General features: G+C 71.7%; 11 protein-coding genes. 7 read left to right on the top strand and 4 right to left on the bottom strand.

The genetic code is table 11. The features are described 5' to 3' along the window. Positions 1 to 325: 325 nt before the first annotated feature. Positions 326 to 1,183 (bottom strand): IclR family transcriptional regulator, encoded by an 858-nt coding sequence (locus BT364_RS36480; RefSeq protein WP_072489470.1) that lies wholly within the window; start codon positions 1,181 to 1,183, stop codon positions 326 to 328. 302 nt (positions 1,184 to 1,485) lie between these two features. Between BT364_RS36480 and BT364_RS36485 the strand changes: the two genes are divergently transcribed. The 6 genes from BT364_RS36485 to BT364_RS39590 all read left to right on the top strand — a co-directional run bounded on the left by BT364_RS36485 (position 1,486) and on the right by BT364_RS39590 (position 9,072). Continuing rightward, complete coding sequence (locus tag BT364_RS36485) at positions 1,486 to 2,856, top strand: aspartate aminotransferase family protein (protein WP_072489471.1); 1,371 nt, start codon at positions 1,486 to 1,488, stop codon at positions 2,854 to 2,856. After that, positions 2,856 to 4,043: a mandelate racemase/muconate lactonizing enzyme family protein gene (locus BT364_RS36490; protein ID WP_072489472.1), complete on the top strand. Its 1,188-nt coding sequence runs from the start codon at positions 2,856 to 2,858 to the stop codon at positions 4,041 to 4,043. Before BT364_RS36485 ends, BT364_RS36490 begins: the two co-directional genes overlap by 1 nt. Further along, the gene (locus BT364_RS36495; RefSeq protein ID WP_072489473.1) at positions 4,040 to 4,885 is read left to right on the top strand and encodes an amidohydrolase family protein; all 846 of its coding nucleotides are present in this window, start codon (positions 4,040 to 4,042) and stop codon (positions 4,883 to 4,885) included. Before BT364_RS36490 ends, BT364_RS36495 begins: the two co-directional genes overlap by 4 nt. A gap of 203 nt (positions 4,886 to 5,088) precedes the next feature. Further along, positions 5,089 to 5,928, top strand: a complete 840-nt coding sequence (locus tag BT364_RS36500; protein ID WP_072489474.1) for an SDR family NAD(P)-dependent oxidoreductase — start codon at positions 5,089 to 5,091, stop codon at positions 5,926 to 5,928. A 64-nt stretch (positions 5,929 to 5,992) separates the two neighbouring features. After that, a complete protein-coding gene (locus BT364_RS36505; RefSeq protein WP_072489475.1) occupies positions 5,993 to 8,143 on the top strand; it encodes a peptidase C14 in 2,151 nt (716 codons plus the stop codon). Then, positions 8,140 to 9,072 carry a GNAT family N-acetyltransferase gene (locus tag BT364_RS39590; RefSeq protein ID WP_072489476.1) on the top strand — a complete coding sequence of 311 codons (933 nt, stop codon included), beginning with the start codon at positions 8,140 to 8,142 and terminating at the stop codon, positions 9,070 to 9,072. Before BT364_RS36505 ends, BT364_RS39590 begins: the two co-directional genes overlap by 4 nt. An 18-nt stretch (positions 9,073 to 9,090) precedes the next feature. On the opposite strand, the gene BT364_RS36515 is transcribed toward BT364_RS39590, so the two are convergent. The 3 genes from BT364_RS36515 to BT364_RS36525 form a co-directional block, all read right to left on the bottom strand. After that, positions 9,091 to 9,795, bottom strand: a complete 705-nt coding sequence (locus BT364_RS36515; RefSeq protein ID WP_072489477.1) for a DUF5995 family protein — start codon at positions 9,793 to 9,795, stop codon at positions 9,091 to 9,093. A 127-nt stretch (positions 9,796 to 9,922) separates the two neighbouring features. Next, positions 9,923 to 11,314, bottom strand: a complete 1,392-nt coding sequence (locus BT364_RS36520; protein ID WP_072489478.1) for a uracil-xanthine permease family protein — start codon at positions 11,312 to 11,314, stop codon at positions 9,923 to 9,925. A gap of 183 nt (positions 11,315 to 11,497) precedes the next feature. Beyond that, entirely contained in the window at positions 11,498 to 12,730 is a 1,233-nt protein-coding gene (locus tag BT364_RS36525; RefSeq protein WP_072489479.1) for an MFS transporter, read from the bottom strand. 147 nt (positions 12,731 to 12,877) lie between these two features. Between BT364_RS36525 and BT364_RS36530 the strand changes: the two genes are divergently transcribed. Beyond that, positions 12,878 to 14,068, top strand: a complete 1,191-nt coding sequence (locus BT364_RS36530; RefSeq protein ID WP_072489480.1) for an ROK family transcriptional regulator — start codon at positions 12,878 to 12,880, stop codon at positions 14,066 to 14,068. Positions 14,069 to 14,123: the final 55 nt, after the last annotated feature.

Raw genomic sequence — 14,123 nt, forward strand, 5'->3', positions numbered from 1 at the left:
GGCCTGGGCGGAGCCGGCGGCCACGGCCGAGCCGGCCATGACCAGACCGGCCAGACCCGAAGCCCGCAACAGATTCCGGCGGGACGAGGCGGAGGTGTGGTGGTGCGGAACGCTCATGCGGACTTCGCCTTCCGAGAAGTGCGATAAGTGAGGGAGCGTTCCTGCGGGGGACTGCCATGAGGCGGATGGCTGAAAAGGGTCCGGCTGTCGGATGTCCACGGCGCGATGGGCAGGCGCCGGAACCAGGCCGGAAAGGGTAAAACGCCGGTGACCATGGAGTGTCACCGCGGTTGGCAGGGAACCTACGGCGGGTTACACCGTTTGGTCAAGACCCGAATTCGTCGGAATGCGACGTATCGGTGTCGGAGCCGGCGCCGTCCGCGTCGTCGACCCAGCCGAGCGAGAAGCTGATCCGGCGGGCCGCGTCCCGGACCTGGCCGCCCAGTTCCTGGTAGCGCCAGGCCGGCAGGCCGAGCTTGAGGCCGGTGATGGAGACGGCCCCGGCACACGCCGAACGGTCGTCGAAGACCGGCGCGCCGATGCAGATGATGCCCTCGGCGTCCTCCTCGTCGTCCAGGGCGTACCCGACCCGGGCGATGTCGCGCAGATGCGACAGGAAGGTGGCCGGGTCGGTGATCGTGCGGGAGGTGCGCCGGGGCAGCCCGAACCGCTCGACGACCGCGGCCGCCTCGCTCGGCGGCACGGCGGAGAGCAGCGCCTTGCCCAGGCCCGTGCAGTGCGGCAGCTCGCGCTGCCCCATCCGCAGGTCGAGCCGGACGCGCTGGTCGAGCTCGACCTGGTCCACGACGACCGCGTGGCCGTCCTCGGGGACGGCGAGGCGGGATGCCATTCCGGTGGTCCGGGTCAGCTCGCGCAGGACGGGGTGGGCGACCCCGCGCAGGGACACCTGGGAGCGGGCCCGGTCGCCGAGCCGGGCCAGGCTCATGCCGAGCCGGTAGCGGCGGTTCATGCCCTCGCCGTCGTCCGAGACGAGGCCGTAGGCGCGGAGGGTCTGGAGCATGCCGAAGGCGGCGCTCTTGGAGATGGAGCAGGCCTGGCCGACCTCCGTGACGCTCAGGCCGTTCCCCTGTGCGGGGGCGGCGAGCGCCTCGAGGATGTCCGCTGCCCTGGCCACGCTCTTGACCCAGTACTTCGGTTCTTCTGGGGCAGCACTGTTCGTCATAGCAGAACAGCGTAGTGCCTCGGGAAGGGCTCGAACGCGCTTTCCCTGTGAAGAAAGCGCGGAATCGGGCCTTCCTGGGTTTGAAAAGGTCTTGACCAGTCCTGGAGCCGCACGTAATATCCAGGCACTGTTCTGCTCTACAGAACAGTGTTCAGAAAAGCGAACACATACCTGAAGCACCACCTCAAGCACCACGGATCATCCTCATTCCTGCGGCGACTGCCGGGCGGATGGCGCCAGGGACTCACGGGCCGGGCAGGGCCTGCGAAGACCGACGACTCTCGACGCAAGGAGCAAGCGATATGAGTTCAGGCCCGGTAGGCAACGAATCCGGAGCCCGACTCGCCGAGCGCGCCCGCCAGGTCGTACCCGGCGGCGTGAACAGCGGTCAGCGCAGCGTTCCCGGACTGACCGACCTGGTCGTCACGGGTACGGACGGCGCACGGTTCCGTACCGCCGACGGACGCGAGTACACCGACTTCCACTCGGCGTTCGGCCCGCCCCTGCTCGGTCACAACGACCCCGACGTGGCCCGCGCCACCGCCCAGGCCGGCGCCACCCTCGGCCACATGGGCGTCGGTGTCACCGAGGGCGAGGTCCTCCTCGCCGAACAGCTCGCCGAGCTGATCCCCTCCATCGAGAAGGTGCTGCTCACCAGCACCGGCAGCGAGGCCACGTTCCACGCGCTGCGCGTCTCCCGCGCCGCCACCGGCCGCCGCCTGGTCGTCAAGTTCCAGGGCTGCTACCACGGCTGGCACGACGCGGTCAGCCTCAACGTCATCTCCGCGCCCGAGAAGGTCGGCGGCCACGACCCGATCTCCACCGGCATCCTGCCCGAGGTCCTCGAAGCCACCCTCGTCCTGCCGTTCAACGACAGCGAGGCCGTCCGCCGCGCCTTCGCCGAGCACGGCTCCGACATCGCCGCCGTGATCGTCGAGCCCGTCCCGCACAACGTCGGAGCGCTCCTGCCGTACCAGGAGTTCCTCACCACGCTGCGCGAGGAGACCACGAAGGCCGGCAGCGTCCTGATCTTCGACGAGGTCATCACCGGTTTCCGCCACGACATCGGCGGCTGGCAGAAGATCTCCGGCGTCACCCCCGACCTCACCACCCTCGGCAAGGCCATCGCCAACGGTGCCCCCGTCGGCGCGATCGGCGGCCGCGCCGACCTGATGGACCTCTTCTCCACGCGCCCCGGCGCCCCCGCCTTCTTCGCCGGCACGTACAACGGCCACCCGTCCGTCGTGGCCGCCGCCCTCGCCACCCTGCGCAAGCTCCGCGAGGAGCCGGTCCACGAGCACGTCTTCCGGCTCGGCGAGCGCGTCCGCACCGAACTGACCGGACTGTACGAGCGCCTCGGCGTCCCCGCCGTCGTCACCGGCTACGGCTCCGTCTTCGTCAGCTACTTCATGCCGGGCGAGGCCCCCCGCACGTACGCGGACCTGTTGAACAACGACGCCTCGCTCTTCGTCGGCTACCGCCGGCGGCTCCTCGACCACGGCCTGTTCGAGCTGCCGCTCAACCTCAAGCGCAGCCACATCAGCTACGCCCACACCGACGCCGACGTGGACCGTCTCATCGAGGGCACCGAAGCCGCGGTCAAGGCCGTGCTCGCCGACGGCGGCGCCCGCGACCTGGAGAACACCTCCACCATGGGCGGGGCGACCCGCTGATGCTGACCGTCAACCGCACCCGCCCGGCGGGCCCCGCAGGCCGGATCACCCGCGTCGAGACCCTGATGCTCGGCACCTCCTGGCGCGACTTCGGCTACGTCCGGGTCCACACCGACGAGGGCCTGACCGGCATCGGCGAGATCACCCATCCCTACCGCGTCCGCGAGGTCTGCGCCCTCACCGAGGCGCTGGCCCAGCGCCATCTCATCGGCGCCGACCCCTTCGACATCGAGGAGCTCTGGCTCCGCGTCTACCAGGGCGACTTCCTGCGCGGCGGCGACATGGGCGGCGTCGCCCTGTCCGGCCTCGACCAGGCGATGTACGACCTGATGGGCAAGGCGCTCGGCGTCCCCGCGTACCGGCTGACCGGTGGCGCCTGCCGGGACGAGGTACGGGTGTACGCCAACGGCTGGTACACCGGCGAACGCGAGCCCGAGACCTTCGCCGCCAAGGCGAAGGAGACCGTGGCGAAGGGCTTCACCGCCCTCAAGTTCGACCCGTTCGGCCCCGGACTGCACGAGTTGGAGCGCGCCGAACTGCGCCGCTCCGTCGACCTCGTGGCCGCCGTCCGGGAGGCCATCGGGCCCGATGCGGACCTCTTCATCGAGGGCCACGCCCGGTTCGCCATGCCGACCGCGGCCCGGCTGGTGCGCGAGCTGGAGCCCTTCGACATCGGCTGGTTCGAGGAGCCGATGCCGTGGACCCACATCGAGCGCTACGCGGAACTGCGGCAGCGCGCAGCGTTCCCGATCTCCGGCGGTGAGCACTTCCACAACCGCTACGAGTACAAGCCGCTCTTCGCCACCAACGCGGTCGACATCATCCAGCCCGACCTCTCCATGGCCGGCGGATTCACCGAGGTCCGCAAGCTCGCCGCGATCGCCGACACCCACGGCATGCTCGTGGCCCCGCACAACTCCAACTCGCCGCTCTGCACCACCGTCTCGGTGCACGCGACGCTGGGAATCCCCAACTTCAAGATCCTGGAAACCTTCGACGGGCTCCTCGAGGACTACGTCTTCGACGCCCTCAAGGGCACCCTTCCGATCGTCGACGGCCACATCGGCCTGCCGACCGCACCCGGTCTCGGTGTCGAGCTCGTCGACGAGGTCTTCGAGGAGCACCCGCCCAGCCACCGCTTCTGGAACATGTTCGCGGACGGCTGGGAGAAGCGGAACCGGACATGATCGTCGACGTCCACTCGCATCTCTTCCGGCACAGCCACGACTTCACCGACCCGTTCAGGTCCGACTCCGCCCGCGCCCACGCGGGCGAGGTCGACCTCACGGTGAAGTGGGAGGAGTACGCCGCCACCGCCCCCGAGGGCACCCGCACGATCGTCGTCGGCGGCAAGGCGCGGCGCAGCGGCCTCTGGGTGGACGACGCCGCCGTCGCCTCGTACGCCGGAGCGCACCCCGACCGGCTCATCGGCTACCTCTCGCTCGACCCGACCCAGCCCGGCTGGCAGGACGAACTCCGCTACGGCCACCAGGAACTGGGCCTGCGCGGCATCAAACTGATGCCGATGTACGCGGGCTTCGACCCGGCCGCCGAGGAGTACGACGAGCTGTACACGTACGCCGAACGGCACGGGCTCCCGCTCCTGGTGCACACCGGCACCACCTTCGTGTCGAGCGCACCGCTGGAGTGGGCGATGCCCCGCCACCTGGACGCGGTCGCCATCCGCCACCCGGAACTGCGGATGGTCCTCGCCCACCTCGGCCACCCCTTCGAGGGCGAGTGCATCGCGGTCATCCGCAAGCACCCGCACGTGTACGCGGACATCAGCGCCCTGCACTACCGGCCCTTCCAGCTCTGGCACAGCCTCCGGCTGGTCCAGGACTACGGGGTCTTCCACAAGCTGATGTTCGGCAGCGACTACCCGTTCACGACGGTCGACGACTCGGTGCGGGGGCTGCGGGAGATCGCCCGCATCCCCGGCATCCCGGGACTGCCGCCGCTCGACGTGGACGCGGTGGAGGAGATCATCCACCGGCCGTCGCTGGATCTGCTGGGTCTGAACGGCTGACCCGGCCGTTCCCCCTCCGAACCTGCCGGTACGGCGCCGGGGTCATCCCCCTGTCGCCCGGTACCGACCGGCAGCCGGGCCGCCGCGCCATCACCCAAGTGTCCCTGCGCGGCGGCCCGGATCTCTCCGGCGATCAGGACCGGAGACGACCACCCCTCCGTATCTCTCCGCCTCTCCACCTCTCCGCCTGGAGGAACCCCGCCATGACCGCAGCCGTCCCGCCCCGGGGAACCGACCGCTTCGATCTGACCGGCCGCACCGCGGTCGTGACCGGGGCCGCCCGGGGGCTCGGCCGGTCCTTCGCCGTCGGCCTCGCGGAGGCGGGCGCCGATCTGGTCCTCGTCGACCTGCCCGGTGCCGAGGGCGTCGCCGAGACCGCGGCGGCGATCGAGGCACTCGGCCGCAGCTGCCGGACGTACGGACAGGACCTGGCGGACATCGACGCGCTGCCCGGCTTCGTCGACGCCGTGCGCGCCGAGTCGGGACCGCTGCACATCCTGGTCAACAACGCGGGCACCGCGGCGCTGGAACGCTTCAACGAGATCACCCCCGCGAGCTGGTCCCACATCATGCGGGTCAACGTCGACGCCGTCTTCTTCCTCAGCCAGCGCATCGCCGAACACATGACGGCGGACTCGGTCGCGGGCCGCATCATCACCATCACATCGAAGAACGCCCTGGTCGCGGAGGCCGGCCTGGCCCACTACAACGCCTCCAAGGCCGCCGCCCAACTGCTCACCGAGACCCTGGCGGTCGAACTCGCCCCGCACGGCATCACCGCCAACACCCTTGCCCCCGGCATGGTCGAGACACCCATCGACGGCGAATTCCCCTTCGACCGGGAGGCCTTCGAATCCGCGTACCGCGAGCGCATCCCGCTCGGCAGGTACGCGCAGCCCGACGAGTGCGTCGGTGCGCTGCTGCTGCTCGCCTCGGACGCCGGGGCGTATCTCACCGGGGCGCGCATCGTCGTCGACGGGGGAGTGCTGGCCGACCAGATGCCGCGGATGCGCTTCATGCCGCCGTACCGCAACACGATCTGACCGCGACCGACCGGCAGTCGGTTCCCACCGAGCACGCATCGACAACGCGAGGAGCGCCTCCGCCATGTCCGTCAATGCTTCGTCCTCCGCCTCGTCCCGCCGGAATCTGTTGCGGGCTTCGGGTCTGGCCGGTCTGGTCATGGCCGGCTCGGCCGTGGCCGCCGGCTCCGCCCAGGCCGCGCCCTCGCACACCGGTGATGTGCTCCGGGTCGACACCGTCGCCGCACTGCGCGCGCTGAACACCAAGCCGCTCGACGACGGCACCCAGGTCCTGATCGCCGGCTACCACACCCCCGGCGACGGCGGCACCATGGCCGTGCGCTGGGACAAGAAGTCCGACACCGCCCACAACGGCGGCACCGTCATCGCCCCCACGGGCAAGAACACCACCGGCCGCTGGCACCAGCTCCACACCGGAACCCTCGACTTCCGCACCTTCGGCCACTTCGACGCGAAGACCCCCGCCGACGCCGCCCTCGACGCCATGATCGCCGACACCAGCGTCCACCGCATCGAGGGCCACACCGACCTCCTGTTCACCCAACGCCACCTCTTCAACCGCTCGAACATCGAACTCGACTTCGGCGGCCACCGCATACGCACCGAGAACATCGAGAAGAACACCCACGACAACCCCTTCGGCGCCGTCCTCTCCTTCCGCGGCACCGTCACCGACACCACCGTCCAGCACGCGCTCTCCGGCAAGGTCATCGAGCTCACCGACACCTTCCCGGTCCCCGACGCCAAGGCGTTCGAGGTCGGTCAGTGGTGGTCCGTGCAGGTCGCCCCGGTAGAGGGCGGCGGCGGTGACGAACGCGAGCTGCAGAAGCTGGTCGAGATCACCGAGATCGTCGACGCGGGACACATCCGGATCGGCTATCTCAACGGCTGGGAACTGGCCGAGGGCCGCAAACTCACCTGGACCCGCATCGAACCGGTCCAGGGCACCCACATCCGCAACATGGTCTTCGAAGGCGCCGGCCCCGACGAGTACACCGGCTCCCACCCCGTCAGCTTCGAGTACGCCGTGGGCTGCGACGTCTCCGGGATCCATGCCACCGGCACCTTCTGGCCGGTCGTCATGCGCCGCTGGTGCACCCGCTTCCGCACCGAGGAGTGCTCTCTGAAGAACCCGCCCACCGTCGAGTACGGCGGCGCGGGCTACCTCACCCAGCAGATCTACTGCCTGTACGGGCGGGTCGCGGACTGCACGACCAGCAATGTGCGCCACCTCAACGACCTCACCGCCTCCGCCTACTGCACCGTCGTGAACTGCCACGGCGACGGCGACGACGCGGGCGGCAACCCCTTCACCACGCACGGGCAGTACGAGCACGATCTGCTCTTCGACGGCAACTCCGGGCTGATGGACATCGCCAACTCCGGTGCACAGTGGGGCATTTCGGCGAAGCGGATCACGGTGCGCAGACATGTCTGCTCCTGGTTCACCGCCAACACCAAGATCACCGATCTGACCCTCGAAGACATCACGGTGATCGCGCGCCCCACCTTCGACCAGGCCGGCACCCTCACCGTCAACGCCGACGGCGCCCAGGTGCGCGGCTGCACCGCGAAGACCTTCTCCGTCGCCCAGCGCTCGGCCCGCTCCACCCGGCCGACCACCATCAGCGACTGCTCCTTCGAGCTGCCTGCGGGCGCCGTCCTCGTCCAGACCCCGGTCACCGCGCCGGTGCACTTCGTACGTTGCACGTTCAAGGGCGTCGACGGCGCGATCCTGCGCGGGGCGGGGCCCGTCCACTTCACCGACTGCACCGTCACCGGCACCGAGAACGCGGCCCCGCTCTCGGTCGGATCCGCGGACCTGCGGATCGACGGCGGCAGTTACGACAACACCGGCATCGAACTCAGCGCCGTGCGCGACCAGCGGATCACCGTCACCGGCGGCGCTCGTCTCACCGGCAGCAACAAGGCCAGGGCACTCCTCGGCCGCGCCGCCGGCCCGGGGAAGGTGACCTGGGACCTCGGCGCGCTCAGCAGCGCCGCCTCCGGGGCGGACACCGCACATGTCCGTATCGACGAGGGCACCAACCACTACGCGGCGACCGGAGCCCGCTTCACCGGCGGCACGCTCCATCTCGCCCCCGGCGCGCTGGACTCGGTCCTGCACACCTCGTGCGTGGAGGACGGGGCGAAGCGCGGCGCCATGCCCGCGAACGGCGACAAGGTGCGCACGGACGGGAACCTGATCCTGTGACCGCCGTGATCCGCACCGCGACGGCGGCCGACGACCCGGACCTGGCCGCCCTGTGGCGGCGGTGCTTCGACGCCCCGCAGATCGTCGGCCTGCACGCACTCGACCCGGACCGCCACCGGCACACCTTCGTCGCACAGAACGCCGCGGGGGACGGGATCGACGCCGTCGTCGTCTACGTACCGAGGCTGATCCGCGACGCGCACGGCACCCCGCGGCGGGTCGGCGGCATCGGCAGCGTCGCCACCCGCCCCGAGGCCCGGGGACAGGGACTGGTGCGGCGGCTGCTGGAGGCGGCGGAGCACACCATGAGGGCCGAGCAGTGCGACTGGTCACTGCTGTTCACCGGGACCCCGGGCGTCTACCGGGGCTCGGGATGGCAGGAGTTCGCGAGCACGTACACCGAGGGAACGCTCGCGCCGCCGCCCGCCGCCGGGGGGTTCCGGATCCGCGAGGCCACCGCGCGGGACGCCGCGGAGGTGGCCGCGCTGCACCACGCGTACAACGCGGACCGGCCGCTCAGCTCGGTGCGGGCGCCCGAGGACTGGGCGGTGCGCGTGCCCGCCTGGTACGGCCCGCTCGACCGGTCGCTGGTGGCCGAGGACCCCGGTTCGGGGGCGCTCGTCGGCTGGATGGTGGCCCAGCACGAGGGGGAGTGCGTGGAGGTGCGCGAATTCGCGGGTGCGCCCGGGAGCCTGGGCGGGCTGTTCGCCGCCGTCGGCGAACGGGGCCGGGCGGCGGGCCTGGACCGGGCCCGGGTCCGGCTCCCCGACGACCCGGAGGTCCGGGCCGCGCTGCCGGCCCTGCTGGTGGACGCCCGGCAGGTGACGGAGCACGTGGGGATGGCCCGCCCGCTGCACGCCCGAGCGGACGCCGTCCGGGCCACGGTCACGGCACCCGGCGCGGTCCACTGGTACGGCGACTGCTTCTGAGGTCCGGGCGGGGCGCCGTCAGCGATGCGGCGTGAGCAGACAGCGCCCCACCAGCCCCGCACCGGCGTCCATCCGCTTTCGGAACTCCTCGGCCAGCAGCGGCACATCGCGCAGCCGCCACAGCACCAGCGCCGCCGACCAGGCCGCCTCACGGGCCCGCTCCAGACTCCACGAGCCGAACAGATGGGTGAGCGGGTCCGCGAGCTCCAGCAGATCGGGGCCCGGCATCAGATCCTCACGGATCCGCTCCTCCAGCAGCACCAGGAGATCGCCCACCCGGTCGAACTCCTCCTCCAGACCGGGCGGGGCGCAGCCGAGCGTGCGGCAGGTGTCCACGACGGCGAGCGGCAGATCGTGGCCGATGTGCGCGTTGATGCCCGCCAGGGCGAACTGCAGCGGCCGTACGCCGGGATGGCGCCGGTACTGGAAGAGCGGACGCCAGCAGTCGGGCGGCCGGAGTCCGGCCGCCGCGGCGTCGACCGCCGACAGATAGTGCTCGGCGAACCGCACGTCCAGCGTCTCGGCGGCCCGCCGGTCGGTGAACGCGCCGTCGTCGATCTGCTGCCGGACGGTCTCGGTGACCGTCAGATAGACGCGGTTGAAGACCTCCACCCCGTCCTCGACGCCGGCCACCGGCGGCCAGGCGGAAGCGAACGCGCGCATCCGCCCGATCACGGAGGCGATACCGGGGACGGGAGTGTGCACCTGCTCGGACTGAGCCATGGGGGCAGCGTCCCAGCCCCGGGCCCGGGACGGCGCCGACCGACCCCAGGGTTCATCGGAACGGGCGAATGGCCGCGACACGCACCCGTGCCGGGCGCGCGGCCGGTCCCCGTTCCGGTACGGGGCCCTACGCCTCGTGCTTCGATGCCTGCTCGTCGTAGGCCGAGGTGCCCGAGTCCAGCAGGGGCTCCTGGGTCTTGAGGTGGGCCGGGGCGAAGGCGCGCAGCACGTGATAGCCGGTGATCACCACGATGGTGCCCAGCGCGATCCCGCTCAGCTCGAAGTTGTCGGTGATCTTCAGGCTGACCCCGCCGACGCCGATGATGATGCCCGCGGCGGCCGGCACCAGGTTCAGCGGGTTGCGCAGGTCGACCTTGGCGTGCAGCCAGATCTGGGCGCCGAGGAGGCCGATCATGCCGTAGAGGATGACGGTGATGCCGCCGAGCACCCCGCCGGGGATGGCGGCGACGACCGCGCCGAACTTGGGGCAGAGGCCGAAGAGCAGGGCGAAGCAGGCGGCGGCCCAGTACGCGGCGGTGGAGTAGACACGGGTCGCGGCCATGACGCCGATGTTCTCCGAGTACGTGGTGTTCGGCGGACCGCCCACCGCGGTCGACAGCATCGACGCGGCGCCGTCCGCGGCGATCGCGGTGCCGAGCTTGTCGTCCAGCGAGGCGCCGGTCATCTCGCCGACGGCCTTCACATGCCCGGCGTTCTCGGCGATCAGCGCGATGACCACCGGCAGGGCGACCAGGATCGCCGACCACTCGAAGCTCGGCGCGTGGAAGGAGGGCAGCCCGATCCAGTCGGCCTTGGCGACACCCGACAGGTCGAGCCGCCAGTGGTCCACGGCCTCGGCACCGCCGGCCGGGGAGTGGATCTTGCCGAAGATCCGGTCGAGGACCCAGGACAGCGCGTACCCGAAGACCAGGCCGAGGAAGATCGCGATGCGCGAGAAGAAACCGCGCAGGCACACTACGGCCAATCCGGTGAACAGCATCACCAGCAGTGCCGTCCACTGGTCCTGCGGCCAGTACGTCGACGCGGTCACCGGAGCCAGGTTGAAACCGATCAGCATGACGACGGCACCGGTGACGACCGGCGGCATGGCCGCGTGGATGATCCGGGCGCCGAACCGCTGCACCGCGAGACCGGCGAGGAAGAGCACCACACCGACGGCGAAGACCGCGCCGGTGACCACGGCGCTGCTGCCGCCGCTCGCCCGGATCGTCGCCGCGACCCCGACGAAGGAGAGCGAACAGCCGAGGTAGCTGGGCACCTGGCCGCGCGTGGCCAGCAGGAAGATGGCCGTCGCGACACCCGACATCATGATCGCCAGGTTGGGGTCCAGGCCCATCAGTACCGGGGCGACGAACGACGCGCCGAACATCGCGACCACGTGCTGGGCGCCCAGTCCGAACGTACGGGGCCAGGAGAGCCGTTCGTCCGGCCGGACCACGGCCCCCGGTGCGGGAGTCTTCCCGTCGCCGTGCAAGGTCCAGCGCACGCCGAGGCCCATGGTCGCTCCCTGTTGTGTAGGTGCGGAGCCGAGCGCCTCGCGGGGCACGTCGCTGCCGCAGAAATGATCAGCGCCATGGTAATGCCGGACCGTGGCGTGCTCGTGGCCGGGCCATGGCCCCTGAGCACGGCCGATGCGGGTGACGCGGGGCCGCCGGCCCGCGTCACCCGCCGGTCCGGCGGCTCAGGGACGCTGCTCGGCGGCCGTCTCGCTCGGGGCGCCGGCGTCCGGGGACGACACCGCCCTGCGGTCGCCCGCCCGCAGCACCCCGGCCCCCAGCACCAGACCGAACGCGAGCACCGTCACCAGGCCGAAGGACACGACCAGCGAGGTCGCCTCGGCCAGCGAACCGATCGCGGACGGGGCGATCAGCCCCGAGGTGTACGTGATCGTGGCGACACCCGCGATCGCCTGGCTCGGGTTCGGACCGCTGCGCCCGGCCGCCGCGAAGGCGAGCGGGACGACCACCGCCACACCGAGGCCCAGGAGCCCGAAGCCGCACATCGCGAGCGCCGCGTCCGGCGAAGCGACCACGAGCACCCCGCCGACCGTCGCGAGGACGCCGCCGACCCGTACGGTCCGGACCGCGCCGAAGCGGTCGACGACCTTGTCGCCGGCGATCCGGGCGACCGCCATGGTCAGCGCGAACGCCGTGGTGGAAGCCGCGGCGAGCCCGGCGGAGGTGTCCATGACGTCCCGGAGGTAGACCGCCGACCAGTCCAGGCTGGCCCCCTCGGCGAACACCGCGCAGAAGCCCACCGCGCCGATGATCAGTGCCGACTTCGGCGGCAGGGTGAACCGCGGCGGCGGCTCCTCGTCCGGCCGGCTGCGCAGGTCCAGCACGCCCTGGCAGGCGATCAGGCCGAGCGCGGTGAGCACGAGGGCGGCCAGCGCGTGGTGCAATCGGGCGTCGGCGCCAAGATGCGCGGCCACCGTGCCCGCCGCCGAACCGATCAGGGCACCCACGCTCCACATCCCGTGCAGCCCGGACATGATCGACTTGTCGAGGCGGTTCTCCACCTCGACGCCGAGGGCGTTCATCGCCACGTCCGACATGCCGGCCGACGCCCCGTACACGAGGAGCGCGGCGCACAGCGTCAGCAGGTTGGGGGCCAGTGAGGGCAGGATCAGCGCCAGCGTCCACAGGGCGAGCAGTCCGCGCAGCGCGGACTTGGCGCCGAAGCGATGGCTGACCGCACCGGCCAGCGGCATGGCGAGCGAGGCGCCGATCGCCGGGAAGGCGAGGGCGAGGCCGAGCTGACCCGCGCTGACCCCGGCGTGGTCCTGGATCCAGGGCACCCGGGTGGCGAAGCTGCCGGTCACCGCGCCGTGCACGGTGAAGACGGCGGCGACGGCGAACCTGGCCCGTTTCACCTGTCCCATGCCGAAGACCGTGTCTGTGGAATCCGTCGTCATGCCGCCGTGCCCTCCCTTGGGAAATTCTCTGCCGCCGGTGGCCCCGGCGCCCGTCTCCACGGTGCGGGCCGTAAACTATCAGGAACCCTGCCTGATAAATAGTGCGCCTGTGCAACCAGTGCGTCAGCGATCTGGAAGGATCCCGGCATGCCCGCATCACCGAGCACCGCACGGGCCATCAACGACCGGCTCGCCCTGCGACTGCTCCAGCAGGACGGCCCGCTGACGGCCGCCCAGCTGAAGACCCTGACCGGCCTCTCCCGGCCCACCGTCGCCGACCTCGTCGAACGGCTGCAGGGGGCCGGTCTGATCCGTGTCGTCGGCGAGGCCGGCGCCGAGCGCAGGGGGCCCAACGCCCGGCTGTACGGGATCGCCGCCGACCGCGCCCATCTCGCCGCGCTCGACGTACGCACCGGCAGCGTCGCCGTGGTCGTCGCCGACCTCCTCGGCGCCACGCTCGCCGAGGCCACCCTGCCCATCGGCACCGACACCGGCACCGAGGCCGCCGCCGAACAGGCCGCCGCACTGCTGGCACGCACCGCGCGCGAGGCCGGCGCCGGACCGCTGCACAGCGTCGGCATCGGCGCACCCGGCCTGATCGACCCGGTCACCGGCGATCTGCGCGACACCACCGGGCTGCCCGCCTGGCACCGGCGGCTGGTGCGGGTGCTCCAGCAGCGGCTGCCCGCGACCGTGCTGGTCGAGAACGAGACCAATCTCGCCGCCGTCGCCGAACACCGCGGCGGCGCGGCCACCGACCGCGACACCTTCGTGCTCTTCTGGCTCGGCCATGGCGTCGGCGCCGCCGTCATGCTGGACGGGAAGCTCCGCCGCGGCGCCTCCGGCGGCGCGGGCGAGATCGGCTTCCTGCCGGTGCCCGGCATTCCCGGCACACCCTCGGCCCTCAACTGCGACGGCGGGTTCCACGCGCTGGTGGGCTCCGCCCCGGTCTGTGAACTGGCCGCCGCCCACGGCATCGCCGTGCCGCCGGGTACCGCCGAGGGGGACAAGGAACCGGGCGCGGCCGTCGCCGTGCGGGCCGCGCTGGCGGGGGAGGGGGACGGCGAGGGGTTCCTGGACGCGCTCGCCGGCCGTCTCGCCCTCGGCGCCGCCGCCATCGCCGCGGTCCTCGACCCGGGCTGTGTGCTGCTGGCGGGCGAGGTCGGCCACGCGGGCGGCGACGCGCTCGCGGCCCGGGTCGAGGAGCGGCTGACCCTGATGTCACCGCTGCGCACCGAGGTCAGGGCCGGGCGGCTGGGCGGCGCGGCGGTGCTCCGCGGCGCGCTGCTCACCGCCCGGGAGGCGGCTCAGGATGAGCTGTTCACGCCGGCCGGGTAGTCCCCGGACGGCCGGTCGGCAGGGGAGAGACCGGCGGTGACCAGGGGCGATCCGG

The organism is Streptomyces atratus (genome assembly GCF_900119365.1).
GTDB lineage: Bacteria > Actinomycetota > Actinomycetes > Streptomycetales > Streptomycetaceae > Streptomyces > Streptomyces atratus_B.

Coding starts and splice junctions, on each gene's coding strand:
- BT364_RS36480 (WP_072489470.1), bottom strand. CDS start 1,183: ATGACGAACAGTGCTGCCCCAGAAGAACCGAAGTACTGGGTCAAGAGC.
- BT364_RS36485 (WP_072489471.1), top strand. CDS start 1,486: ATGAGTTCAGGCCCGGTAGGCAACGAATCCGGAGCCCGACTCGCCGAG.
- BT364_RS36490 (WP_072489472.1), top strand. CDS start 2,856: ATGCTGACCGTCAACCGCACCCGCCCGGCGGGCCCCGCAGGCCGGATC.
- BT364_RS36495 (WP_072489473.1), top strand. CDS start 4,040: ATGATCGTCGACGTCCACTCGCATCTCTTCCGGCACAGCCACGACTTC.
- BT364_RS36500 (WP_072489474.1), top strand. CDS start 5,089: ATGACCGCAGCCGTCCCGCCCCGGGGAACCGACCGCTTCGATCTGACC.
- BT364_RS36505 (WP_072489475.1), top strand. CDS start 5,993: ATGTCCGTCAATGCTTCGTCCTCCGCCTCGTCCCGCCGGAATCTGTTG.
- BT364_RS36515 (WP_072489477.1), bottom strand. CDS start 9,795: ATGGCTCAGTCCGAGCAGGTGCACACTCCCGTCCCCGGTATCGCCTCC.
- BT364_RS36520 (WP_072489478.1), bottom strand. CDS start 11,314: ATGGGCCTCGGCGTGCGCTGGACCTTGCACGGCGACGGGAAGACTCCC.
- BT364_RS36525 (WP_072489479.1), bottom strand. CDS start 12,730: ATGACGACGGATTCCACAGACACGGTCTTCGGCATGGGACAGGTGAAA.
- BT364_RS36530 (WP_072489480.1), top strand. CDS start 12,878: ATGCCCGCATCACCGAGCACCGCACGGGCCATCAACGACCGGCTCGCC.